25 protein-coding genes are annotated in these 22,742 nt (G+C 53.6%); 11 read left to right on the top strand and 14 right to left on the bottom strand.

All coding sequences use genetic code 11. The features are described from left to right. Window positions 1–61 precede the first annotated feature (61 nt). Both EGJ09_RS11020 and EGJ09_RS11025 read left to right on the top strand, forming a co-directional pair. Window positions 62–385, top strand: coding sequence for a DUF2790 domain-containing protein (locus tag EGJ09_RS11020; protein WP_034137071.1), 324 nt, complete (start codon window positions 62–64; stop codon window positions 383–385). A gap of 171 nt (window positions 386–556) precedes the next feature. Continuing rightward, complete coding sequence (locus EGJ09_RS11025; RefSeq protein WP_034137072.1) at window positions 557–2,554, top strand: heavy metal translocating P-type ATPase; 1,998 nt, start codon at window positions 557–559, stop codon at window positions 2,552–2,554. Between the two features lie 76 nt (window positions 2,555–2,630). On the opposite strand, the gene EGJ09_RS11030 is transcribed toward EGJ09_RS11025, so the two are convergent. Together EGJ09_RS11030 and EGJ09_RS11035 are read right to left on the bottom strand one after the other, a co-directional pair. Beyond that, window positions 2,631–3,938 (bottom strand): OprO/OprP family phosphate-selective porin, encoded by a 1,308-nt coding sequence (locus EGJ09_RS11030; protein WP_034137073.1) that lies wholly within the window; start codon window positions 3,936–3,938, stop codon window positions 2,631–2,633. A gap of 209 nt (window positions 3,939–4,147) precedes the next feature. After that, window positions 4,148–5,116 (bottom strand): LysR family transcriptional regulator, encoded by a 969-nt coding sequence (locus EGJ09_RS11035; RefSeq protein WP_103438541.1) that lies wholly within the window; start codon window positions 5,114–5,116, stop codon window positions 4,148–4,150. Window positions 5,117–5,375: 259 nt separating this feature from the next. Here EGJ09_RS11035 and EGJ09_RS11040 point away from each other — a divergent pair, with 259 nt between their 5' ends. From EGJ09_RS11040 to EGJ09_RS11050, 3 genes are read left to right on the top strand one after another with little or no spacing between them, the layout of a single operon-like run. Further along, a complete protein-coding gene (locus EGJ09_RS11040; protein ID WP_080889212.1) occupies window positions 5,376–5,795 on the top strand; it encodes a GtrA family protein in 420 nt (139 codons plus the stop codon). Then, entirely contained in the window at window positions 5,761–6,744 is a 984-nt protein-coding gene (locus tag EGJ09_RS11045; RefSeq protein WP_059395180.1) for a glycosyltransferase family 2 protein, read from the top strand. Before EGJ09_RS11040 ends, EGJ09_RS11045 begins: the two co-directional genes overlap by 35 nt. Further along, the gene (locus EGJ09_RS11050; RefSeq protein WP_059395179.1) at window positions 6,738–8,192 is read left to right on the top strand and encodes a glycosyltransferase family 39 protein; all 1,455 of its coding nucleotides are present in this window, start codon (window positions 6,738–6,740) and stop codon (window positions 8,190–8,192) included. The genes EGJ09_RS11045 and EGJ09_RS11050 overlap by 7 nt, the downstream gene beginning before the upstream one ends. Before the next feature lie 82 nt (window positions 8,193–8,274). On the opposite strand, the gene EGJ09_RS11055 is transcribed toward EGJ09_RS11050, so the two are convergent. Beyond that, on the bottom strand, window positions 8,275–8,496 hold the full coding sequence (locus EGJ09_RS11055) for a hypothetical protein (RefSeq protein ID WP_059395178.1): 222 nt from the start codon (window positions 8,494–8,496) through the stop codon (window positions 8,275–8,277). Between the two features lie 263 nt (window positions 8,497–8,759). Here EGJ09_RS11055 and EGJ09_RS11060 point away from each other — a divergent pair, with 263 nt between their 5' ends. After that, on the top strand, window positions 8,760–9,347 hold the full coding sequence (locus EGJ09_RS11060; RefSeq protein ID WP_125923841.1) for a hypothetical protein: 588 nt from the start codon (window positions 8,760–8,762) through the stop codon (window positions 9,345–9,347). A 54-nt stretch (window positions 9,348–9,401) separates the two neighbouring features. Here EGJ09_RS11060 and EGJ09_RS11065 read toward each other — a convergent pair whose 3' ends face one another. Next, window positions 9,402–10,820, bottom strand: a complete 1,419-nt coding sequence (locus EGJ09_RS11065; protein ID WP_034138162.1) for a heavy metal sensor histidine kinase — start codon at window positions 10,818–10,820, stop codon at window positions 9,402–9,404. Continuing rightward, window positions 10,817–11,491, bottom strand: coding sequence for a heavy metal response regulator transcription factor (locus EGJ09_RS11070; protein ID WP_034138161.1), 675 nt, complete (start codon window positions 11,489–11,491; stop codon window positions 10,817–10,819). The genes EGJ09_RS11065 and EGJ09_RS11070 overlap by 4 nt, the downstream gene beginning before the upstream one ends. 689 nt (window positions 11,492–12,180) lie before the next feature. On the opposite strand from EGJ09_RS11070, the gene EGJ09_RS11075 reads away from it, so the two are divergent. Then, on the top strand, window positions 12,181–12,507 hold the full coding sequence (locus EGJ09_RS11075; RefSeq protein WP_034138160.1) for a DUF2790 domain-containing protein: 327 nt from the start codon (window positions 12,181–12,183) through the stop codon (window positions 12,505–12,507). Window positions 12,508–12,540: 33 nt separating this feature from the next. Here the strand turns inward: EGJ09_RS11075 and EGJ09_RS11080 are convergent, their stop codons facing one another. From EGJ09_RS11080 to EGJ09_RS11090, 3 genes are all read right to left on the bottom strand, one after another. Beyond that, complete coding sequence (locus EGJ09_RS11080; protein ID WP_034138159.1) at window positions 12,541–12,891, bottom strand: DUF3147 family protein; 351 nt, start codon at window positions 12,889–12,891, stop codon at window positions 12,541–12,543. 162 nt (window positions 12,892–13,053) lie between these two features. Beyond that, window positions 13,054–13,959, bottom strand: coding sequence for a cation diffusion facilitator family transporter (locus tag EGJ09_RS11085; RefSeq protein ID WP_034138158.1), 906 nt, complete (start codon window positions 13,957–13,959; stop codon window positions 13,054–13,056). A gap of 55 nt (window positions 13,960–14,014) precedes the next feature. Further along, window positions 14,015–14,353 (bottom strand): zinc ribbon domain-containing protein, encoded by a 339-nt coding sequence (locus tag EGJ09_RS11090; protein WP_080761431.1) that lies wholly within the window; start codon window positions 14,351–14,353, stop codon window positions 14,015–14,017. A gap of 490 nt (window positions 14,354–14,843) precedes the next feature. Here EGJ09_RS11090 and EGJ09_RS11095 point away from each other — a divergent pair, with 490 nt between their 5' ends. Continuing rightward, the gene (locus EGJ09_RS11095; RefSeq protein WP_034138157.1) at window positions 14,844–16,541 is read left to right on the top strand and encodes a phosphoethanolamine transferase; all 1,698 of its coding nucleotides are present in this window, start codon (window positions 14,844–14,846) and stop codon (window positions 16,539–16,541) included. 343 nt (window positions 16,542–16,884) lie between these two features. Here EGJ09_RS11095 and EGJ09_RS27010 read toward each other — a convergent pair whose 3' ends face one another. The 3 genes from EGJ09_RS27010 to EGJ09_RS11110 all read right to left on the bottom strand — a co-directional run bounded on the left by EGJ09_RS27010 (window position 16,885) and on the right by EGJ09_RS11110 (window position 18,392). Further along, on the bottom strand, window positions 16,885–17,112 hold the full coding sequence (locus tag EGJ09_RS27010) for an AbrB/MazE/SpoVT family DNA-binding domain-containing protein (RefSeq protein WP_371928076.1): 228 nt from the start codon (window positions 17,110–17,112) through the stop codon (window positions 16,885–16,887). Between the two features lie 403 nt (window positions 17,113–17,515). Next, window positions 17,516–17,782 (bottom strand): antitoxin Xre/MbcA/ParS toxin-binding domain-containing protein, encoded by a 267-nt coding sequence (locus EGJ09_RS27015; protein ID WP_080761430.1) that lies wholly within the window; start codon window positions 17,780–17,782, stop codon window positions 17,516–17,518. Between the two features lie 322 nt (window positions 17,783–18,104). Continuing rightward, window positions 18,105–18,392, bottom strand: a complete 288-nt coding sequence (locus EGJ09_RS11110) for a helix-turn-helix domain-containing protein (protein WP_059395176.1) — start codon at window positions 18,390–18,392, stop codon at window positions 18,105–18,107. 85 nt (window positions 18,393–18,477) lie between these two features. Between EGJ09_RS11110 and EGJ09_RS11115 the strand changes: the two genes are divergently transcribed. Beyond that, on the top strand, window positions 18,478–18,930 hold the full coding sequence (locus EGJ09_RS11115) for a hypothetical protein (protein WP_059395175.1): 453 nt from the start codon (window positions 18,478–18,480) through the stop codon (window positions 18,928–18,930). Window positions 18,931–19,264: 334 nt separating this feature from the next. Here the strand turns inward: EGJ09_RS11115 and EGJ09_RS11120 are convergent, their stop codons facing one another. Then, window positions 19,265–20,041: a hypothetical protein gene (locus EGJ09_RS11120; RefSeq protein ID WP_125923842.1), complete on the bottom strand. Its 777-nt coding sequence runs from the start codon at window positions 20,039–20,041 to the stop codon at window positions 19,265–19,267. Between the two features lie 48 nt (window positions 20,042–20,089). Here EGJ09_RS11120 and EGJ09_RS11125 point away from each other — a divergent pair, with 48 nt between their 5' ends. After that, on the top strand, window positions 20,090–21,007 hold the full coding sequence (locus EGJ09_RS11125; RefSeq protein WP_034137099.1) for a hypothetical protein: 918 nt from the start codon (window positions 20,090–20,092) through the stop codon (window positions 21,005–21,007). 133 nt (window positions 21,008–21,140) lie between these two features. Here the strand turns inward: EGJ09_RS11125 and EGJ09_RS11130 are convergent, their stop codons facing one another. Further along, window positions 21,141–21,407, bottom strand: a complete 267-nt coding sequence (locus tag EGJ09_RS11130; protein WP_034137100.1) for a YebG family protein — start codon at window positions 21,405–21,407, stop codon at window positions 21,141–21,143. A gap of 531 nt (window positions 21,408–21,938) precedes the next feature. On the opposite strand from EGJ09_RS11130, the gene EGJ09_RS11135 reads away from it, so the two are divergent. Beyond that, window positions 21,939–22,409, top strand: a complete 471-nt coding sequence (locus EGJ09_RS11135; RefSeq protein ID WP_115273586.1) for a phosphate-starvation-inducible protein PsiE — start codon at window positions 21,939–21,941, stop codon at window positions 22,407–22,409. A 3-nt stretch (window positions 22,410–22,412) separates the two neighbouring features. Here the strand turns inward: EGJ09_RS11135 and EGJ09_RS11140 are convergent, their stop codons facing one another. Then, window positions 22,413–22,703 carry a DUF3509 domain-containing protein gene (locus EGJ09_RS11140; RefSeq protein WP_046784955.1) on the bottom strand — a complete coding sequence of 97 codons (291 nt, stop codon included), beginning with the start codon at window positions 22,701–22,703 and terminating at the stop codon, window positions 22,413–22,415. Window positions 22,704–22,742 lie beyond the last annotated feature (39 nt).

Here is a 22,742-nt window from a genome sequence, read left to right on the forward strand (position 1 = left end):
CCAGTGATGCCTATGCGTTGCTAAAGTTACGCCCGAGAAGATTTGAATTTGAGAGGTTATTATGAAAAAGCTAATTATTGCTGCTGCACTTGTTGTTTTCTCGATGGCTTCGCAGGCCAACACTTTCTCAGAAAGCAAGCAGCTGCAATATATCAACGACCACCAGACCGCTGTGGCGAAGTATGCCGAGAAAAATGGCAAGCCGATGCCGGAAATTCAAGATTACAAATACGGCATGAAAATCGATGTGGCGAAATTCGTGCGCCAATCTCAAGACCCCCGCACCTGCCAGGTCTACCCACGGTTGATGAGCTTCGAGGACTCCCAGGGTACGCTCAAAACGGTTCGCTACTCCATGTACTCGCAATGCATCAACAATAAGTAGTGAGCGCTTTGAATAGAATAATTAATGAATTCATAAATGCCAGGCAGAGCCTGGCATTTTTTATTTCCCCTGCGTGCCTTGTTAAGAGCGTCACTCTTAATGATCAGCCCTCGGGCAAGCCGTGAAATAGATTTCAGCTAATCAATAGCGATACCCCAGAAGGTACGAGTTATGAAAAGTTTGCTTGAACGCCCCGACGACCAAGCGGGGCACGAAGGCCACAGCCATGAGCATGGGGGCATCTTCGGCATGAACACCGAGTTGGTCTTCGCACTGATCTGTGGTGCGCTGCTCGGTGCCGGAGTTCTGGCCGGAAAGCTCGGGCTGATCGACAGGCTGCCGCTAGTTCTGTACGTATCTGCCTACGTGTTCGGTGGATGGTTCACCACCAAGGAGGCGATCAGCAATATCCGCCAGAAGCGCTTCGAAATCGACACGCTGATGCTGCTCGCCGCAGCGGGGGCCGCGAGCATTGGCGCCTGGGCAGAAGGTGCACTGCTGTTGTTCCTGTTCAGCCTGGGGCATTCACTGGAAAGCTATGCGATGGGCAGAGCCAAGAAAGCCATCGAGGCACTTTCCAAGCTCGCCCCTGCCACCGCCATCGTGCGGAGCACAAACGGCACGAAGGAGTTGCCTGTAGAACTCCTCGTGCCTGGCGACATTGTCATCGTACGCCCCAATGACCGTTTGCCGGCCGATGGCTTTGTGGTCGTAGGCTCTTCAAGCATCAACCAGGCTCCCGTGACTGGTGAGAGCGTCCCGGTGGACAAGCAACCAGTCGCTGATGCCGCTCTTGCCCGCAGCAAGCCGGATGCCGTGGATGCTGTGTCGAAAGTCTTCGCCGGCACCATCAATGGCGAAACCCTGATTGAGGTCGAAGTAACGCGTCGCTCCACGGAAAGCACCCTGGCGCGGGTCATCAAAATGGTCAGTGAAGCCGAGGTCAGAAAGTCGCCGACTCAACGCTTCACAGACCGTTTCCAAAGGGTGTTCGTCCCCTTGGTCCTGCTTCTGGTGGTAGGGCTGATGTGTGCTGGCATTTTCATCGATGAGCCATTCCGTGATTCGTTCTACCGTGCCATGGCGGTCTTGGTCGCAGCCAGCCCGTGTGCGCTTGCGATTGCTACACCCAGCGCCATTCTTTCCGGCATCGCCAGGGCTGCCAGAGGCGGGGTACTGATCAAGGGCGGTGCTCCGCTCGAAGAACTCGGTTCTTTGAATGCCATGGCCTTCGACAAAACCGGCACCCTGACCGAGGGGCGTCCCCGCATCACCGATGTGATACCGCTAGCCGGTACCCAGGTTCCGGACCTGCTGGCCGTCGCTATCGCAGTGGAGTCTATGAGCGACCACCCACTCGCCGCAGCTATCGTGCGCGACGGCGAGGAGATGATTGGTAGCAGGGGCAAATACCAGGCCAGGAACCTGAAAAACCTGGTTGGCCGCGGCGTACGCGCTGAGCTGGATGATCAGTTCGTCTGGATTGGCAAAGTCGAGATGTTCGGTGCCGACGCCATTCCGGCCCTTAGCAAAGCCGCCCTAGAGGCAGCAGAGCGCCTGCGCCAGTCGGGCCGCACTACCATGGTGGTGCGCCGTGCTGACAAGGATCTGGGGGTGATCGGCTTGTTGGACACCCCCCGAGAAGGAGCGAAAGAGGCACTCCAGAAACTCAGGGAAATGGGCATCGACCGCATGATCATGATTTCCGGGGACCACAACCGCGTCGCCGAAGCAGTGGGCAGGCAAGTCGGCCTGGACGAAGCGTGGGGAGATCTGATGCCAGACGACAAGGTACAGGCGATCAAGAACCTTCGCCTCAGCTCCCAAGTCGCCATGGTGGGCGACGGCGTGAATGATGCGCCTGCCATGGCCCATTCGAGCGTAGGCATCGCAATGGGGGCGGCAGGCTCCGATGTCGCCTTGGAAACGGCCGATATCGCGCTGATGGCAGACGACATCCGGCAGCTTCCCTTTGCGGTCGGCCTCAGTCGTCACACCCGCTCGATCATTCGCCAGAACCTGTTCGTCAGCCTCGGAATCGTGGCCATCCTGGTTCCCTCCACCATCATGGGCTTGAGCATCGGCGCTGCCGTTGCCATTCATGAGGGTTCCACGCTCCTTGTCGTGTTCAATGCCCTTCGCCTGTTGGCTTATCGTAAAGACGCCTGATCATTGAACGAAGCGCACAAAAAAGCCGGGAGTGCACTGAGCGCTCCCGGCTTTTTTGTGTCACCTGATTGGGGAATCAGAACACGTATTGTAGGCGAGTGATGAAGGCGTTGCCTTTGTCGTCGCCGACAGTGTTTTCGTTGTTGTCTGTGCGCACGTTGATGTAGTTGGCACTGACTTTCACCGCCTCGTTGACGTACCAGTTCACGCCGACCGTGTGGCTCTTGGCCTTGCGTTCATCGGATTGGTCCGCGGTGGCAACCAGATTGCCATCCTCGACCTTGATATCGTCGAAGCGGTAGAAAACTTCCCAGGCGCCCAGATCTTTGTTCTGTGGCTTGATGGTGTCGAATTTCGCGCCGTCGAGCTTATAAATTCGCGGTTCGCCGGTCAGCGTGTACGCCATCTGTGCGTAGTAACCCGAAGCCTTCATGTCATTGGCGGACTGATCAGCCTTCAGCTTGCGGCGAAGGTACTCAGCTTGAACGGAGAATGGACCCGTGGCCCAGGCGCCTTCAACGCCCCAGACCGAATCGTTGTCCCAAAGGCCTTCTTGCGCAGCAGCACCACCGAACAGCATGCGATTGCCGTTGGTTCCCGCATCGCCGCCGCCGTTGGTGTCTACACCGCGAACGCCCAGGCGCGAGCGTATACGGGTGTCGACGGCGCTGTCCTTGAGGTCGCGATAGGCATACTGGGCACCGACATGCAGGACATTACCGTCAGAGTGCAGCGGTGCGAAAACACCACGCACGTTGTAGCGCTTGGTGCTGTCACCGTCGGAGTCGTTGTTGGTTTCGCTGAAAACGCTACCCGACAGGTAGGCCATGTCAGCGATGGTGCTGGTCGCCTGAACACCCATGCCGGCGTTGTCGTTGATCCAGTCGGCTACGTCGTAGGAGAGGTTTCGCTCCATGGCAGTTGTCCACTTCGAGCTGGTTGCCTTCTCAAGACCGAAATCGGTGTAGAAGCGGCCGAAACGCAGCTGGACTGGGGCGAAGCCGGTGTACGTCAGGCTGGCCTCATCAAAGTAGCCATCGGAGTCGTTACCAGTGTTGCGGGACAGGTCATAGTTGACCTGGTATTTCCAGTCTCGGTACAGAGTGCCGCCGAACTCGATGTAGGCGCGACGGAAGTAGGCCGCATCTGCGGTATCGCCGTTCTTGGTGAAGACACCGTCGAATCGGCCATAGTCGGCCTGAACGCGACCGCCCAATTTGAAGCTGAATTCCTTGTCGGTGGTAGAAAGTTCAAGACCGCCCTTGGTTTTTAGAACTAGGTCAGCTCCGTCGGTAGTGACTGTTCCGGAAAATGCTTGCGAGGAAAATGTGCCTACTATTGCAGCGACCAACAGCTTTTCCCGCATGTTCGAAGAACGGATCATTGCTTGCCTCTCGTGTGTTAAGTGCTAGCAGCCGACAGATTGTTTCGCCCTGTGCCGGCCGTTATAGATCTTGAAGATAGGAGCAGGTCACGTTCGTCACCCGCTGTAACAAGATGCCTTTGTTCTAAGCACTCTGACTAGTTTGCAAGCAAAAATGACAGTTGTGTTGCTGGAGTGTTAAGGGGAGATTTTGTAACCTAACAAAATTGTCACCGAACAAGCCAATCCTTCTTATCAAAAAAGCTCTTTTTTATCAATCTGCGGATCTCCAATACCTGTGGGTTACGAATGCATGTCGATTTGATAACAAGATAGATATCTTTCTCCACTAGGTCATCCAGGAAACCCGGTATAGGAATGATGTTCCTTTCCATTTTTCTACTGTAGTCCGGCAGCACACCGATGCAAGCGCCTCCGACGACGAGGCCGCGTGACAAGTTATAGTTTTTTACCCGTGTTGTGCCTCCCTGATGCTCGGCCATTATCGAAGCCCATTTTTGTGAGTCTGCCAAGATCTCATCATCCCAAGGGACAACGAGCATGAAGTTATGCAGATCCACGTTCTCAACTGGCAGCGTGACGCTTCGTGAGTAGCGACTGGAAATAAACAGCGAATGCCCAATTCGACCAAGCCTTTCAAACCTATAGGTAGGGTTTCGATCGAGCTCGCCGTCATCATCCGGGGTGACGAAAATTATGCCTACATCAACTTCACACTCAGAGAGCATTCTCGCTGTGCACTCAGAGTGGATTTCTAGTTGCATTTCGGCATGATCCCGCACATATGCGACCAGATCGCGGTTCACGATGTCGCTGAGCACCGGCTCCGTGATCGCGATGGTAAGCCTGGGCACTTCCTTCTCGCCGGCCTTGCCGAGGCCGTCTGGGCCGAAGAGCTGGCTCAGGTAATGACTGACCCTTTCGCCTGTGCGCGTCAGAGCAAGCTTGTTGTGCTTATAGACAAATACTGGAGCACCGATGTGCTCCTCAAGCTTTTCTAGGCGTTTCCGCAAGCCTACCACCGGTACATTGAGCCCTCGGGCAGCCTGTTTGAAACTCGCACAACGTGCTGTTGCGAAAAATTCTAGCGCTAGCTGATCATCAATTGGCAGATCATCCAATATGTCAGGACTGTAAGAAACAGAGCCGCTTGTATATGTTTCATTTTGTGTAACCATTAGGTCCCCCTTGATGCGGGGAATTTATCTCAACGCCGCCCGGCATTCCTTATATTGTCAACATTGTAATGTGTAGGTCATGCGTGCGTTATTGGAGGCCCTTCATTGCCAAAGCGTAATTTTCAAGCAATCCTGCTGATATTATAGCCTGCTAGCCTAGCATCCCGTTTTTTTGTTCCTCGAAACATGTGTGTTTAGGTAGCGGTGCTTTTACATTTGATTCACCATTTTTTCACCTTTGCCTCCATAGGCTTCGGACATGGAAAATAAAAGCCCACCTCTTTATAGGTTACTGATTCGTTATCTAGGGATCGGATTCATAGCCACTGCAATCCATTATTTTGTGTTCCTGTTGCTGGTAGCTACAGAGATGTCTACGCCATTTCTAGCCAGTATTTTCGGCGGCCTGGTAGGCGCTATTGCAAGCTTCATAGGTAATAGGGCGTACTGTTTTAAGGCGGATGGCTTTCGGAAATTTCAGCCTCTTCGGTTTGCACTGGTCGCGCTAGCAACAAACATCGGCAACGGCGTGGGTATGTGGTTGCTCATCAAGTCGAATCTGTCACCGCTCATCTCCCAGGTCCTAGTGACTGTGACGCTCACTGCACTTGGATTCATTGCACACCGTTTCTGGACATTCAATCATGCAGACATTACATCGCTTTCCCGAGCGCCCTGATCCCTTATTAACCATAGTCGTTCCATGCTTTCAGGAAGAGGAGAGCATTCCAGAGTTCCATCAGCGCATCACCCGCGTCGTAAAGCGCCTACCTGTCTCTTGTGAGATTCTCTACATTGATGATGGAAGCAACGATCGAACTGCAAATTTGCTACGCGATTATCAGGATGGATCGGCTGTTCGTAGTCTGTTCCTCAGCCGCAACTTCGGCAAAGAGGCAGCACTGAGCGCCGGGATAGATCATGCCCGTGGCAGCGCATTAATCTTCATTGACGTCGACCTGCAGGACCCACCTGAGCTCATCCCGGCCATGGTGGATTTCTGGCAGCGTGGCTACGATGTAGTAAACATGCAGCGCAACCTTAGAACCGGTGATTCATGGTTCAAGCGTGTGAGTGCCCGGGCTTACTACTGGGTCATGCAGCGCCTGGTTGAAAAGGTTGATCTGCCCGCCGATGTCAGCGATTTCCGCCTGATCGGACCTGCTCCACTGGCGGCACTTCGAGCGCTGGATGAGCGTTCCAGAATACTCAAGGGGATGATCGGCTGGGTAGGTTTTCGCACCGTCGAGCTGCCTTACGATCGTACTGTGCGCCATGCCGGTAGCACCAAGTGGAACGCCGCTGGCCTCTTCAATTTGGCCATTGAGAGCATCGTCAGTTTCTCTCGCAAACCGCTACGCATATTCAGTCTAATCAGCTTCGGTCTATTCGTCTCCAGCATCTGCTACATGCTTGCATCGCTCGTAGCAGGCAGCTTCGACGTCCATCACCTGCTCGTCGGAATGGCTTCATTTCTGTGCATCGGAGTTGCCATGGTGGGGGAGTACCTAGGCGTGGCACTCGCAGAAGTCAAACGCCGGCCTCGCTATTTCCTGAAGAGCAACAGCAAGGCAGATCCCGTGTCGCTCCATGCTTCGGTGCCTTTGATCGAGGGTAAGAAATGCTGAATCTGAGAAAAGAGCGGCCCCTGTGGTGGATCCTGGGTTCAATTCTGGTATTGCGCTTGTTGGGTTTGGGCGTCTACCCACTGATGGACACATCGGAGGCACGCTATGCCGAAATGGCACGCAAGATGGTCGAGTTAAACGATTGGATCACGCCGATGTTCGACTACGGGGTACCGTTCTGGGGTAAGCCGCCGCTATCCTTCTGGACCCAGGCTGCGAGCATGACGGTTTTCGGGGTGAATGAGTTCGCTGCTCGATTCCCGGCCTGGCTGCTGCATCTGGGCAGCTGTTTCATCATCATCAAGCTCGGTACTCAGCAGATCTCGCGTAATGCTGGAATCTGGGCCGCCATCATCTTCTCTAGTACGACACTTGGCCTAGTCTCCAGCGGAGTCGTGCTGACTGACCCTGTTCTGTCGTTCTCGATTTTGCTCTCCAGCTATGGATTCTGGCGTTGGATGAAGTGCTCCAGCAACGCGGATGCCTACCTGATGTTCGCCGGGCTGGGCCTGGGCCTACTGGCTAAAGGTCCGCTCATTTTGGTGCTTATGGGCACGCCAGCATTCGTGTGGGTGGTTCTCTATAAAGAGTGGGGGCGAGTGCTGATACTTCCCTGGATCGGCGGCCTTGTCCTAATGCTCGGTATATCCTTGCCCTGGTATATCGCGGCCGAAATGAAAACGCCGGGGTTCATGCAATACTTTTTCGTTGGTGAACACTGGAGTCGTTACGTCGTCAGCAACTGGGCTGGAGACCTCTATGGCAGCGCTCATGCCAAGCCATACGGCACCATCTGGATTCAGCTCGGTTTGTCGCTATTGCCATGGGCTTTCTTTCTTCCTCTGCTGATTCGCAAGCGCGGATCAATGCAGCGATTCGAGGCCTACCTCTGGCTCTGGGCGCTGGCAACTCCCATATTCTTTACATTCGCCGGTAACATTCTGTGGACCTACCTGCTTCCATCTCTACCAGCCTGGGCCATGTTGTTGTCTGGACGGATCTGCGATGCAGGCCCGAAGACCACTTGGGCTGCCGCTACGAGCGCTGTAGTACTCCCAATCGTAGGTGCGGGGATCATCATTGCAGGGGTAATGGAGCAGCGACCTCAGAACCAGCGAGATGTGGTTGAAGCCTGGAGTGATTTGCAGTCAGCTCAGTCGGCTCCGCTGATCTACCCTGGCCGTCGCTCGTATTCGTCGGAGTTCTACAGCAGCGGGAAGTCAGAGAACATTCAGGATCCTGCTAAGTGGCCACGTGATAGCTCGTTCTACCTATCCAGGCGCCTGCGTGACAGCAACGCTGAACTGCCTGTCAACCTGAGCTGCGTCAAGATCACCGAAGTAAACGCCAGCCAGCTAATGCTGTGTCGTTGGAAGGACGCTCAGCAAAGTAACAACGGATTGGCTGGAGAAATTGATGCGGGAGCGTCTCGTACGGACGAAGGCTAAATTCCAGACACAAAAAAGCCAGGTTGTACCCTGGCTTTTTTGTAAATTGCTTTCGTCATTTAGAGTCCTGTTTAACCGCCGATTAATTATCGGCTTGTTCCTTACCATCCTTGCTTTCTTTCTTTTGCTCTTGAGCGACTTGCTGTTTGTTCTGATCCGAAGAGTCATCGCTCCATAGGCGAGCCTGTTCAGTTCGAAAGTTTTCATTGAACTGTTTCGCTCTCTCGTAGCCGCCTTCGGCATAAGCGACACCCGTGAGACCAAGCAGCAGGCTGCCAATAGCGATCGATTTGACAAATTTCATTGTGAGCCTCGGTTTTTACTAGGTCCGCCTGATTAGCGGCCTTTGTTGGTTTGTAGTTTAGGAACGCGAAGCTAACGACAAGGTGAGTCAATAATTACAATTCCGTAATTTTGGCGGCCGGGATGATGCGTTAAATCTGCAAATCTGGAAGGATCATGTCTATCTCGGCATTGCTGAGGGCGATGTTAAATTTTCCCTAAAATTACAATTTTGATATCTACTTAAATAATCAGTGCGGCTTTCGGCCGCTCTCGGAGATAGCCATGAATGACATAGAGCCCTGGGCGGTTGCGATCGGTGATTTTCGTCGAAGCACTGAAAAGTTCACTGTCCAAATTGATGAGCTGACCGCTCAGACACGTACCTGCAGCGCCGTGCTGGAGAAGTCGAACGACCTTGTGGAGCAGGTCGATACTGTCGGCCGGCAGATACAAGATGAGGTGCGGAAGGCCGAGAAAGCTTGGTCGAATGCCGAAGAGGTCGCTTTGCGAGCTGCGGCAGAGGCATATTCCGCCGCGTGTCGGGGAGTCGACACGGCCATTAAACCGCTAATCGCGGAGCTTTCTACAGCGACTAAGGCTGCCAATATCTCCATTCTGGAGCTCAAGCGTGCCCCGGTTTTGGCCAAACGTTATGTGATGGTCGTGGCAACAGCGTTCTTCATCCTGGGGTTGATCAGTGTCTACACGACGATGCGTTTTATAGACACTGCTGCCAGCGTAAGCGCTCAGGAAAGGGTGAACGCGCAGTATTTCACCCAACTGTGGAGGAATGCCAATCCAGAGGAGCAGAGGATCATAAAGTCGGTGATTTTGCGATCGCCCATGGAGCCTGTGGTCCTCAGGCACTGATGCTTGCACACAAAAAAGCCCGTCAATTGACGGGCTTATGCATGTCTGCGCTGGTTAAGCAGCAGCCATTACAGGTTCTTTAAACTGGGCTTCGGGAAAGTGAAGGTGGAACCACGTGAAGTTCTCTTCGGTTACTTCCACGCTCGCCGAGCCCTGATGCAAGCTCATAATCGACTGAACGATGGCTAAGCCTAGACCGGTACCGCCCTCACTCCGTGCTCGGCTCTTGTCCACTCGATAGAAACGTTCAAACAAATGCGCATGGTGTTCCCTCGCGATCCCCCGGCCCGGGTTGCCGACACTCAATGTCGTACCGCTCGTACCGTGTTGCACCTTCACGTAGACCGTGCGGCCGCGTGGGCAGTAGCGAATAGCATTTGACACCAGGTTCGAGACGGCCCGTTGAATCATGAGACGATTACCGCGCACTACGTCCTCATTGCCAGAGATTTGCAGCTGGATCTCGCCTTCTTCTGCCGAAATGCTGAAGAGATCGCATACACGCTCAACCTCGTCGACCAGCGACACGGGTTCAAACTCCACCATGGATGCTGGGTGACTGACCTGAGCCAGGAACAGCATGTCGGAAACCATCCGGCTCATGCGGTCCAGCTCTTCTGTGCACGATTCCAGCACTTCCCGGTACTCTTGAAGCGATCGTTCTCTGGTCAAGGCAACCTGGGCCTTACCCATCAGGTTGGAAAGCGGTGCACGCAACTCGTGAGCAAGATCGTCAGAGAATTGAGAAAGCTGCTGCACACCGTCATCTAGGCGAGCCAGCATGATGTTAATGCCGTCAGCGAGCTCTTTAAGCTCTGAGGGCATTCCATCCGTTGGCAGGCGATGGTCCAGGCTCTCGGTGGAGATTTTCGAGGCAACTTTCAAGAACTTGGTCAGAGGTAGCAGTCCGCGGCGCACGGTCCACCAAGCGATGGCCAAGATCAATGCGAGGATGACGGGCGACATCATCAGGGCCCAGGTCAGCAATGCATCGAGCAGGGCCTCACTGGATGACTGGTCCATGGTCATGTAGACGCTGACTTCGGTTCCATCGGCTAAGCGCATGATACGAGAAGCGCTCAACAGTGGGCGGTCCTGGGTATCACGCCATTCATGCTCTTTAGGCTGCGCAGCCGGCTGGAACTTGTGCACCTCCAGATTGACCTGCTTTGAGCCTATCGAGAGCAAAGGTACCTGCTTTGTTGATGTATCGAATATGCTCACGTACAGGTTGTTATGGCCCATGACCAAATCAACTAGCTGGTGCGCATCCGCGTTGACGCCGGAGATATCGTTGATAGTGGACAGGTTGTGAGCCATGCCTGCCATCTTCACTTCTAGGTCTGCTCTGGCATTTCTTTCCAGCGCTTGACCCACCATCAAGTAGCCAAAGGTCGCGAACAGAAGCAGTAATGCTGCGCTCATCAACCCGACTTTGAACCCTAGCTTTGCAGCCAGGCTGAACGGACTCATGCGCGTTCCTCGAAAACGTACCCAACGCCACGAAGCGTATGAATGAGCTTGGTTTCAAACGGGTCATCGATCTTTGAGCGCAATCGCCGGATCGCAACATCGATGACGTTGGTGTCGCAGTCAAAATTCATGTCCCAGACCAGAGAGATGATCTGGGAACGAGTCAGCGCTTCACCCGTCCTGCTCATGAGCAGGTGCAGGAGCGCAAATTCTTTTGTGGTGAGATCGATGCGTGTGCCACCACGGAAAACTCGATGGCGCACGGAGTCGAGTTCCAGATCGGCAATCTTCAGCGAGCTCTTCTCGACGAGTTCATCGCCACGTCTCTGGAGAGAACGGATGCGAGCAAGCAGCTCGGGAAACTCGAAGGGCTTCACCAAGTAGTCATCCGCGCCGCCATCCAATCCCTTGAGCTTGTCGTTGATGCGACCACGGGCTGTGAGCATGATGATGCGGACCCGGCTGGATTTCCTGATGGTTTCCAGCAGATCCCATCCGTCGATACCTGGGAGGTTCACATCGAGGAGAACCAACGAATAGACATTGACGTTGAATAGGTGAAGGGCATCAACACCGTTGTGCACAATGTCTACGACATACCCGCTTTCGGATAGGCCCTGCTGAAGATATTCCGCAGTTTTAATTTCGTCTTCGACAACTAGAACGCGCATGACTTATCTCAAGGTGTGAAGAAGGAATTGGCCAATCCGCCAAGAGGTTTGCAGGCTGTTTAAAGGTTCGGCTGAGTGCATGGCATGCGGTAGTCGCTACCTCTGTCCATACGCCGTGGTCACCTGAGGACGCTTGAATCTTAACGCGAAGAAGCTGGCCGTGGCGAAATCCTACAAATTTGTAATGTAGCCGTAAGATTGCTGACAGTCATACCGGCATACCCTTTGAGCTTAGCGGATTCAGCGGCCTTCAGCCGGTTGAGCACTCAGTAGCTGGCATGTGAATTCGGTCGTAAAAGGCGGCATTTCTGCCAAGCCGTTCTGTTTTGCCAGGAAAATTCCTTGGGGAGCTACCAAGAGCTCGTTGCCAACCACCGATCAGTGGCATCGCAGGATGCGCTGCGCTGCGCGCGGCTATGATTTCTTGATCCGTCGAAAGTGCAGATAATTACTTTACAATCTATTACATGTCCAAATTGTAATTTCACAATCATCTTGTCGTTAGCCGCCTTTGCTAGTTTTAGTACAGCACACAGGCAGCGCTGCTTTGGAGTCGTCTCATCCGGAGCAGCATGGCGGGAGTAACGAAACCCTGCTCACGCCAATGCATTCACCTTGGAACCATACGCTCCTTTGGTAAGGTGAATTTTAGCGCCCGCCGTGGGCGCTTTTTTATTAATGGACTTCTCATGAAAACCACTAGATCTGCAATTGCCGTATTCATGCTCTTCTCTGTGCTGTCGACAGATGCTCTAAGTAGCGTGCAGATCAATGAGGATCTTGAGCAGTCTGCTCGGCAGGCTACAGAGCGCTATGCACAGAGCGTGAAGAAGCCCATGCCAGAGCTTGAAGACTACACCTATGGCATGAATCTGGACGTTGGGAAGTTGGTGTACGTGTCGCCCAACGTGCGGTACTGCGGCAACGTGAAAAGCATGATGGCCTACGAGGACTCGAAGGGCGAATTGCACATGGTTCGCTACCTGGTGAAAGGCGAGTGCGTTAATAGTCGGTGAGCGGCCACCCACTTGCTGCCCCCGGCGCTTAGCTCACAGCAACTCGATGCCAAAACGACGTAGCAGCAGAGCAAAGCCCCCAAAACTTACCATGGTGATGATGATGCTGATGATAAGCGTCGGCCAAAAGTCCAGTTTGGGCAGCAGCACCGGAAAAGTGATAAACATTGGCAGGGTTGGAAGGACGTACCAGAACGTATACCAGGCATGATTAGCTATCTTTTCCATACTCTGGTTTTCCAAGTACAGCCAGATCAGCGTCATGACCGTGACCAGAGGCAGAGCGGCAACTAGGCCACCCAGCTTGTCGCTACGTTTTGCCAGCTCTGATACTAGAATCACTATTCCGGCAGTGACTAAGTACTTCGTGATGATCCAAGCCATTGCTGAACCTCCTACGGGCACTCGAGAGAGTCTGTCGGAATCTTCCCAAGGCGCTCACGAAGTGCTCCTGCCGTTTTGACGCCTATCATTCCCGATCTTTCCTTTACGACACCACTCTCTCTGTTTGAAGAGTGGTGCGTTGACCAGGTGGTTACCAACCGATCAGTGCGACGGTAACGGCATGCTCTGGTGGAAAGCTGCGCGCTCGATCTGAATGGTGCAGTGGTGGATTTCGAACGCATCGCTGACCGCTTCCACGACGCCCGCCAGCACGGCATCTCCATCTGCTGTGTCACCCACTACTACGTGCGAAGTCATCACGTTGCTGCCGCTACTGACGGCCCAAACGTGCAAATCGTGTACATCAGTGACGCCATCAACGTTGCGGATGGTGGTCTCGATTGCCGCGACGTCAAGCCCCCTTGGGACACCCTCCATGAGGATGCCCAGGCTCTCGCGAAGCAGCTGCCATGTCCGCGGCAGTACCCAGAGGCCGATTGCAACAGCGACAATCGTGTCGACCCAGGTCCAGCCAGTGAAGCGGATAATGAGAGCCGCGATGATTACGCCCAACGATCCGAGCATGTCGCTCCAAACTTCGAGGTAAGCCCCTTTGACATTGAGGCTCTCGTTGCTGGCAGATGCCAGAAGACGCATCGAAATAAGGTTGATGATCAGGCCAGCGATCGCGATCCACATCATCGCGCCAGTGGCGATCTCCGTCGGCATGAAGAAGCGTTGGTAGGCTTCGTACAAGATGTACATTGCCACCAGGAAGAGCAGGACTGCGTTGAGCGTGGAGGCCAGGATCTCCAACCGCGCATAGCCAAAGGTTCGTTTTTGATCCGCCGGCCGCTTGGCTATCTGGAGCGCAATCAGCGATATCGCCAAGGCGGCGGTGTCAGTGAACATGTGAGATGCATCCGACAGCAGCGCCAAGCTGCCGGTTATCCATGCACCGATTACTTCAGCAATCATAAAGCTGCCAGTCAGGGCCAATGCCATGACTAGCTTCTTCTGATGTCCCTCACGTACTGCTGCACTGCCATGATCATGATTCGATCCCACGTATTTCTCCTTGCGCAGGGGGGTGGTCGCGTTGGCTTACCAGGGTGGCCAGGCGCTAAGGCGTGGCTTGGCCGCACTGGCTGCAGAATTTCGCTCCTGACGTCAGCGAGGAGCCGCAGGCCTTGCAGCCACTCGATAGTGGTGTTCCGCAGTTTAGACAAAAGCGCGCAGATGGGGCGTTAGCGGTCCGGCACTGCCTGCAAGGCTGCAGATCAGTGATTGGGGCTTGGGATATTGCCCGCCCACTGTCAATTACCCGGTCATTGCCGTCGCAGCTCTGCTGCTGGTCATAGCGGTCATGCCGATCGCTCCCGTGCCCACCACTGTGGTGCTTACCACCGCCGTGGTTTCCCCGGCCGTGGTGGCCGCCCAAGATGTTCTTGAAAAAGCTCATGGTGTTCGTCCCTCATTGATAAGTGACATAAGCACGGGCAAAAGTTAAGGAAGTGTTCTGCTCGCGAGAAAGACTTCTAAATTGAAGTAAAAGTTCAAAATGAGCGTACGACAAAACAAGCCCATTTTGTTTATGAAATTTAATTTAATTCGCTGGGTGGCACTAACCACACAGCAGTCGAACGTGTCCGATTTTTTATCATAGCCTGGTCGATCACAATCAAAAAAGCCATTGCTGCGATTCTGACAGCATTGTAATCACGAGGTCATCGTGTCGTTATCGTGTTCCGGAAATAATGCGCCTAGCGAGAGTTTACTTCTCATTCAATTCTTTTGCCTCAAACATCCTAAGCGCCCTTAAGCCATAGGGCTCGGGGTCTCTGGCGCTCCGCACGCCCACCTTCGCACAGTATCTGTCGATGGTTTGCCTGGTAGCTACCGAGGATTCCATAGCCATGCGTCATGGATCAGCAGCCTCCTAGAGTTTGATAATGACACCTTCGAAATCCATTGTTCACACCCTGTTCAGTAGATTGATCTTTGCTATTCGCAGTACTCGACAAAAAGGCATCAGCACCAATCTGCTCATCGGGCTGGTAACTCTTTGGTTGTTGCTATTTACGAACGCTGAGCTTTGGCGTGTTCTTACGCGGCTGATTTTCAATGCCGATGAAGTTAATTGGCTGCTCGCGAGTAGCCTGCCAGTTGTTGTGTTTGCTTGGGTGTTTACCATACTCAGTCTGCTGTCATGGGCACGGCTCGCCAAACCGCTACTGTGCCTGATCCTGATCAGTGCGGCTTTCGCCAGCTACTTCATGAATGCTTACGGCATCGTCATTGATTACACCATGTTCACCAACGTCGTGGAGACCGACGTCAGTGAGGTCTCCGAGCTACTGAACTGGAAGCTCGGCCTCTGGGTGGCAATGGTAGGGGGATTGCCCGTTTACCTGATCAGTCAGGTGCCGCTCCGACGTAAGCCCTGGATCAAAGCGTTGGCCAGTAGACTCATTGTCCTTTCGCTTGCCCTAGTCACCCTTGCCGGCATTGTGCTGAGCCAATACCAGTCTTATGCGTCCTTGCTGCGCAACAACCGGGAGATTCGGCTCATTCTGGTTCCCACCAACCTGTTTGCGGCCAGTCATGGCTACCTGAAACGTCAGTTGGCCACGCCGAAAGAACTGACCACCATCGGTACCGATGCAGTAGTGAAAAGGCAGGGAGCAGCTCGCAAACCCAAGCTGCTGGTGCTGGCAGTGGGGGAGACAGCACGCTCTGCCAACTTCTCCCTCAATGGCTACTCCCGTGATACGAATCCGGAACTGAAAAAACGCAATGTCATAAGCTTCTCAAATGTGAGTTCCTGCGGCACCGCCACCGCGGTATCACTGCCGTGCATGTTCCTGGACGTCGGCAAGGATGAGTACAAGGACGGCTTGGCCAAGAGCCGAGAAGGGCTACTCGATGTGCTTCAGCGCGCAGGCATCAGCGTAATGTGGACTGACAACAATTCGGGCTGTAAAGGGGTCTGTGACCGGGTGCCTAACCACAAGGCTACCCAACATGCGGATGCTCAGCTGTGCACCAGCGACGAGTGCAAGGACGGGGTGCTGCTCTCGGAAATGGAGGACTTCATCAACCGTCAGGAAGGCGATGCTGTCCTGGTGCTCCACTACAAAGGCAGCCACGGCCCAGCCTACTACAAGCGATATCCCTCGCAGTTCAAGAAATTCGAGCCGGTCTGCGAGACCAATGAGCTCGACAAATGTAAGCAGCAGGAGGTGATCAATGCCTACGACAACTCGATCCTCTACACCGACTACGTAACGGCCGGGCTGATCGACATCCTGGCTGCGAACACCAAATTCGACACTGCGCTCATGTACGTCTCGGATCATGGGGAGTCACTGGGAGAGGGTGGCCTCTACCTACATGGGCTGCCCTATGCGATGGCCCCGGACGAGCAAACCAAGGTGCCAATGGTGCTCTGGATGTCTGACTCTATCGCGAAGAGCGAACGGCTGAATATGGGCTGCTTGAAAGCCCAGACAAACTCGCCATTGAGCCATGACAACCTGTTCCACACGGTGCTCGGGATGATGAGCGTCCAGACATCCTCGTATCGCTCAGCCCTAGACTTCACTGCCCCTTGCAAGCCCTTGGCCGGAAGCACGTACTCCGGCCTCTGAATGCTCGAAGTGCGATTGAAATACTCGCTCGTATCAGCTGCAATATTCAATTGGAGAGCAGAAAAGTCAGTTGAATCTGGTTGCCCAGGTTTTGCTCGCTGTGAATGTCGACCTTGCCACCGCAGTGTTCCACGATCCGTTTGTACCGCGAGCGATGCGCCTGCAGTGTACGTTCAAGCAATTCGGGCCAATCAAGCGCATTGACCAGTGTTGAGACCTAGGCTGGCATCTCGGTTGCTGCCGTTCTAGTCATGGGTAACCTGGGTCGCAGCAGGTGGCGACTGAGCGTAATCGACCTATGAAGCGGCCGGTCGACAACGACCGCTGTGGGTCGAAAGCTGCCTTAGGGCTGGGCGTCTGCATCACTAATTGGCTTTAGCACTATGCTCCCGCCTATCAGCTGTATGCTCAGGGAATCACCGATTTTGAGACCCATGCGTTCGAGGATATCGTCCGGGAGGTCAGTGATGACATCCCCAGTACCATCACCTGGTTCTTGGCATTTCAAGGTTGTCCGCACGGATTCATTCATAAGGGGCGGCTCCTTATGAGCTGATGGGGAAGCCTCCATCCTACGCCCACTTGCCCCCTACTGGCAGCATTCGACCCACTGCGAAGGCTGGATGTTGGAGCCAGCACCGGCAAGCTCTGCTTTCGCAAGTATGAAGGAGTTTAGTGATAATCCTGCTTCCGGCTGGCGGCGATGGCGCTGACAACTCAGCTTAGGGCCGTGTCTGCTTGAGGTCGCAAGCAGCCAGTCGCTAATGACCGCGCTATCGAACCACTGAGCACCATCCGAGACAGAGCTTTGTTTACCGCGGAGCGTGAGCCCGTTCGCTCGAATACCTTCCTAACAAAGGGGCTTCCCCTTAGGCATACGCTTGATGCGGTTCGAGTTAGATCCTGCGATAGACACAGCTAATCCTATGTCAGACGAGATGTAGACAGGTCCTCTGGCATGGAACCCAACGGCGTTAAGTGTAGACACCGTGTTCAATTCGTCCTAGGAGTGTCACAACTTGCTGGTAGCCCGATCGAGTCACCAAGGTGCTGCAAGGTGACTGATGCCTTAGCCCGATTGCTGGCTTGTACAGCCATTGCGCGGCAAGCACTCGACTGCCAAGCACCAGCGTTGCCAGATGCACGATTTCTTCGCACCTGCCCTTGAAGCTTCGGTGGTCGATGCTCCAGCACCCCTGCGGCGAGCATGGGCACAGCGCTAATATCTGAGGATCCTTCATTTGCAAACCTCAAAGGTGAAAGCCTATCTCTCAACCGGCAATTCGGCCAACAGGTTCCATTCCTTTGCCGGCATGTGCTGCTATGTCGAGAAACCTTCCTTGCGTCTGTACCCGCCTTCGCAAAAGCCTTCGGGCGTCGTCTTCATTTTCCGACTTTATACGCCACTTATCAGTCTTTACCTTCCGTCGGCCCTTCATTGCCTCTCCTCTTCCACGTAGGTAGCGCCCAAGATCAAACCAGCCGCAGGGTCAGATCGCGCAGACTTTGGTTGCATCCGATCGGACATCTCAGTCCATGCTGAAGGGGGACAGGCGCCCCTCCTCATCGGTCCGATGGCGTCACGCTTAGCTCCTCACGAACGCGCTCAATGATTGAATCCAGAGTGGCATCCTTGTCCATAAAAAGGTAGCACTGGGTCAAGATCGTCAAAGGATGAACATTCATGACAGAGGCGAGCCCATGCACCATTTCGAGGGTAGGGCCCTTTCCTCCGGCTTCCAGTTGACTAAGGTAGGTTTGGCTACTGTGGCCGCCGAACTCTTCTTGGCTGAGGCTACGAGATTTCCTCAGCAACCTCATGGCCTTACCAAATGCCTGTTTCAGCTCCATTTTTTCATTCCTACAAAAGGAATGATGAAGCCGTCTTGAACGCCATACATCCATTAACTATTGTTAATATTTTGAGGGTTTTTCGATGTTCAAGACCTATAGCCATGCCGAACTCAGCCCAGCCGGTATTTTCGGCGAGCCCGCCAGCCGTCACTGGAAATTTATTGAGCTGGAGCTGCACCACCCATGGTTTTACGTGGAGCTTGTGCGCGATTACGGTGACGACATCGTGGGCAGCATGCTGATGATCCCCACGGTACCGATCCTACAGCAGATGCTTTCGGAGCTTGATGACCGCTCATGGCTCGCGCAAGCACATCTGATGTCACCTGGTCACATGAGAGGCGGTAACGACTGGGTGATGGAACCGCTTCAGGAAGTGAGCATTGCTGAAGACGCGTCAGGAACAGAAGAGGGCTATATCTATAAGGTAGTAGGCGGGGCTTGTTACAGCATTCATCACTCAACTCAGCGAGATAACCTCAAGGTCACTGAAATTATTTTTTTGGCTGAGCGCGATCTACGCGTGAGTGGATGATTAAAGTAGCTTACGCATTTAATTTATCGTTACGGCTTTTAGAAGGCAAATAGACTATTCTAGAGTAATTATCTTGGTTTTTACTATTGAATTAGCTGCAATCAGTGCTATCTTTATGGAGGCGAGTTTCAGATGTTGTCATCCTAAACTGTTTAATCTCCTGCCAGTAAGCTTAGGACTTTCTCCACCCAGCGATCAACTGGTTGTCAGTGAGCCTAGGCTGGCCCAGGTGTATTTTGGGGAGAGGCTTGCGCTACCCAGTGCAGTATGAGCATAGGCCTTCAGGTTATGAATTTTTCAAGACTAACGAACGGCTCATCAACAGTAACTGGCTTCAATAGAAAATATTTTTAGTTACTCTGCGACGATTGATCCTATGGATTTTTTCAGGTGTACGAGGAGTCTTGTTAGGCCAAGTGACGGCTTCATGCTGTGGTGTCATCCGAATCACCGCCTCGTAGGTACCGACCCTACCACCGTTCTTCCGATAGACTGTCAATGCTTCTTTTGTCAGCAGAGCTTGCAGGGACCACCAGTGATCGGACGCCTTAATGTAATTAGTAATTTCGGGATCTATCCAGCCTGCTAGCCAAGATATTTGGTTTGCGAGCAAACGGAGGCTGTTTACCGTTTGGCGTGGCCGGCGAGGTATAAAGCCCAGATTGCCATAGGAGTCAAACTCCGGCGTTCTCCAGATCTGATCGTGATGGCCAATCCTATTTCGAACATCTCGTACTTGGCTAAGTAGGTTGGCCAGTCTATCGACAAACGCCGCATCATCGTATGGCGTCGTAGCAAGGTCAGGGGCGTTTGGAAATGCTATTGATAAAACGCTAGCCTGCATGCCAGCAGGGTGCGATTTATGCTTCAAGCCTTTGATAATCGTTTCCCAGAATCCAAAGGGGACCTTCGCGACAATGTCGTCAACAGTTGCATTCCCTTTTCCTTTCTTCTTTGCGATCTTCTCTACCGCGCCGAGTACATCCTCGTGGGTGTATCGTGTGGATCTGGGGTTGTTGCCCCTTGCTAGGTCATTATTGGCCAAGCCCTGACTGCATGGCCAGCTGATGCGCTTAACATCCGTTGTGCTTAGCCTGTAGGTGACTTCCATCCCCGCTCTGAGCAATGATGCGGAATGGTCGTAGACGAGAGGAAGAACATGGACGAAAGGATCTTGCAGCTAATCGGTGATGCTCAGTTCGAGCGTTGCCTTTATGAAGCTGCGATGTTTAATCTCGAAGACCGCAGGAACAGGCTTCGCTTTCATAACTTCGCCTTTGCTATGCGCGAGCTGGTGGGTCACACGCTGAAGCGCCTGGCTCCAGACGCCGAGGTGAAAAAGTGCATATGGTGGCAGCAGAAGGCAGAAGGCGTTGTCCCGGAGGTAACGCGAGTCGAGCGGTGTGTGTATGCAACGCAGGGCGGGCTTTCCAACCACTACGTGCGAACAAAGCTCCGGTTGGACTTCGCTCAGGAGTTTGAGGAGCTTCGAGATGCCGTAGTCCGTTTGAACGGGTACGTCCACATCACACCAGAAGTTTTCCTCATGGAGGAGGACGACATCGAGCACCTCGCAGTAGAAACAATCGAAGCCGTGGCCGGACTGATGGCCTGCATCCAAGAGTGCAGAGCCGCCGTCGGGGATCGTTTATCGCATGCGATCAATGATGCGACGGTCCAGCAGATTGTTGGGGAAAGTTTGGACGCTGTAGATGAGCTAGCCTCGCACTATTCCCTTGAAGAAATCTATGTGGAATCGCATGAGGTTACCAGTATTACCTCAGAGACTGTACACATCAGGGTAAGCGGTAGCATAGGGGTAACACTGCAGTGGGGATCTAACTCTGATCTCAGAAGAGGCGATGGAGCCGAATTGGATGAGTCGTTCGATTACACCTGCGAATTGACCTGCGAAGCGGCAAATCCAAATCCTGAGGCGCTAGAGTTCGTCGAAGACTCTTTGATGGTAGACACGGGCGACTGGCACGATCAAGAGGAGGATTGGATCGACTCTGCGGCGAGTACATCCGAAGACCATGAAACTCTCGATGCATCGGGCATTCGATCGGACTTCTAGGCTCAGTAGTTTAAGCACCGTCCCGTCCATAGCTATCCATTATCAAGGGCGATTATGGAGCCGAAAGCGGGACGTTCAAGCATGCTGATTCCGCCATGCATCAAATGGGTTGGCTATGTGTTGTGACACCATCTCAGTTGGCGCTATCGTCTTTCCCTGTCAACTGATCCAACGCATTAGCACCACTCTTAAACGCCGACGCAAAGATTGCTCTATTTTTCGCCATAAAAATGCTTGCGTCCTCCGCTTGTTTTTCGTCAAGACCTGGTACATTTTTAATGAGAACGGAAGTTAAAATTTCTGCCAATTCAAGCATTTGATCATGTGCATCGGCTAGTTTTCGATCCAAAAAAACCTTCTCCAAATCTCGAGTGCTTCGGTAAAGTACTTCTACTGCCATGATGGCCTCTCAAAAATTAAAGGGCTGCCTACCTGGGGCAATGCCCTGAAAAAAATTCTATCCGATGGATGTTATCTCTACGATCCGTGCTTGTCTTCATATGAACATTGATAACTAGGCATAGGTCCTTTCGAAAATCTATGCACCGCCTTCCTGTATCTGATTTGTCAGTTGGCGTCTAACGCGCTGATTTAAAACAATAAAACAAAGCATTTTGACACTAACTGGACAGGCATTAGGTGTAGAAAACGGCGAACAAGCGCTCCGGGTCGCGGCTGCTGCGGTACACCACTTCGACGGCCATTCATCACCTCTGTGCCTTTTTGCGGTTGGTTTATCGATCACTGTATGCGCATACAGTAATGGCAATCGCACCTCAGGTGCAACCCTTGCCGCAAAAAAGCGTAGCCCACAGGTGCCTTGCGGCAATCTGCCGCCTTCCAAAGCAGGGGCCTGGCCCTTTAACTGCATGGCACAAGCGTCACACGCGTGACGCATCATCCTTCATGTCGTATCGGGGAATCGCACATCGTGAACATCAAATGGGCAGAAAAGCTGCGCAAGGGCCTGCATGGCTCGGCCGACTCGCTGGGCAATCTGTGTGTAGAGGGGTTTCACTACCTTGCCCTGTTCGGCATCGGCGCCATTACCGCCTACGCGGCGGTGATGACGTTCCTGGACATGCTCGGCAAGGGCGGCATCAGCGTCGATGACATCCTGCTGCTGTTCATCTACCTGGAGCTTGGGGCGATGGTCGGGATCTATTTCAAGACCAACCACATGCCTATCCGCTTTCTGCTGTATGTGGCGATCACCGCGCTCACCCGCCTGCTGATCGGTGATGTGTCGCACCACAAGGCGCCGGATGAGGGCCTGCTGTACCTGTGCGGGGGCATCCTGCTGCTGGCGTTTTCGATCCTGGTGGTGCGCTACGCCTCTTACCGTTACCCCTCGACCAAGGTGCTGGACGCCAATGGCAAGGCAGTGGAAGAGGGCAAGTAGCCGTCAGTTGGCGATGGAGTGACCTGGCTGCTGGCGTGGGTCGCGGGTGAGGGCGGCCAGTACCTGCAAAGGGTTCTGCCCCAGTTCGATGGCCAAGCCCAGGCGAATGCTGTCGATGACCCGCTGCAGGCGCACCGGGTCGTTGCGCTGGGCCTGGGTTATCAGGCGCTTGGCGACCACCCCGGCATCATCGGACAGTGTCAGCATGATGCTGCCGTCCAGGCGCTCGATGCTCAGGTTTACGCGGTACTCGGGGGCGAAGGCGGCGCTGATCTGTTCGAATGGATTGTTCATGGTCTGGGCCCGCAATAGGTGATTGCAGGAATTGACCGG

It is taken from the genome of Pseudomonas sp. p106 (assembly GCF_003936645.1).
Lineage (GTDB): Bacteria > Pseudomonadota > Gammaproteobacteria > Pseudomonadales > Pseudomonadaceae > Aquipseudomonas > Aquipseudomonas putida_E.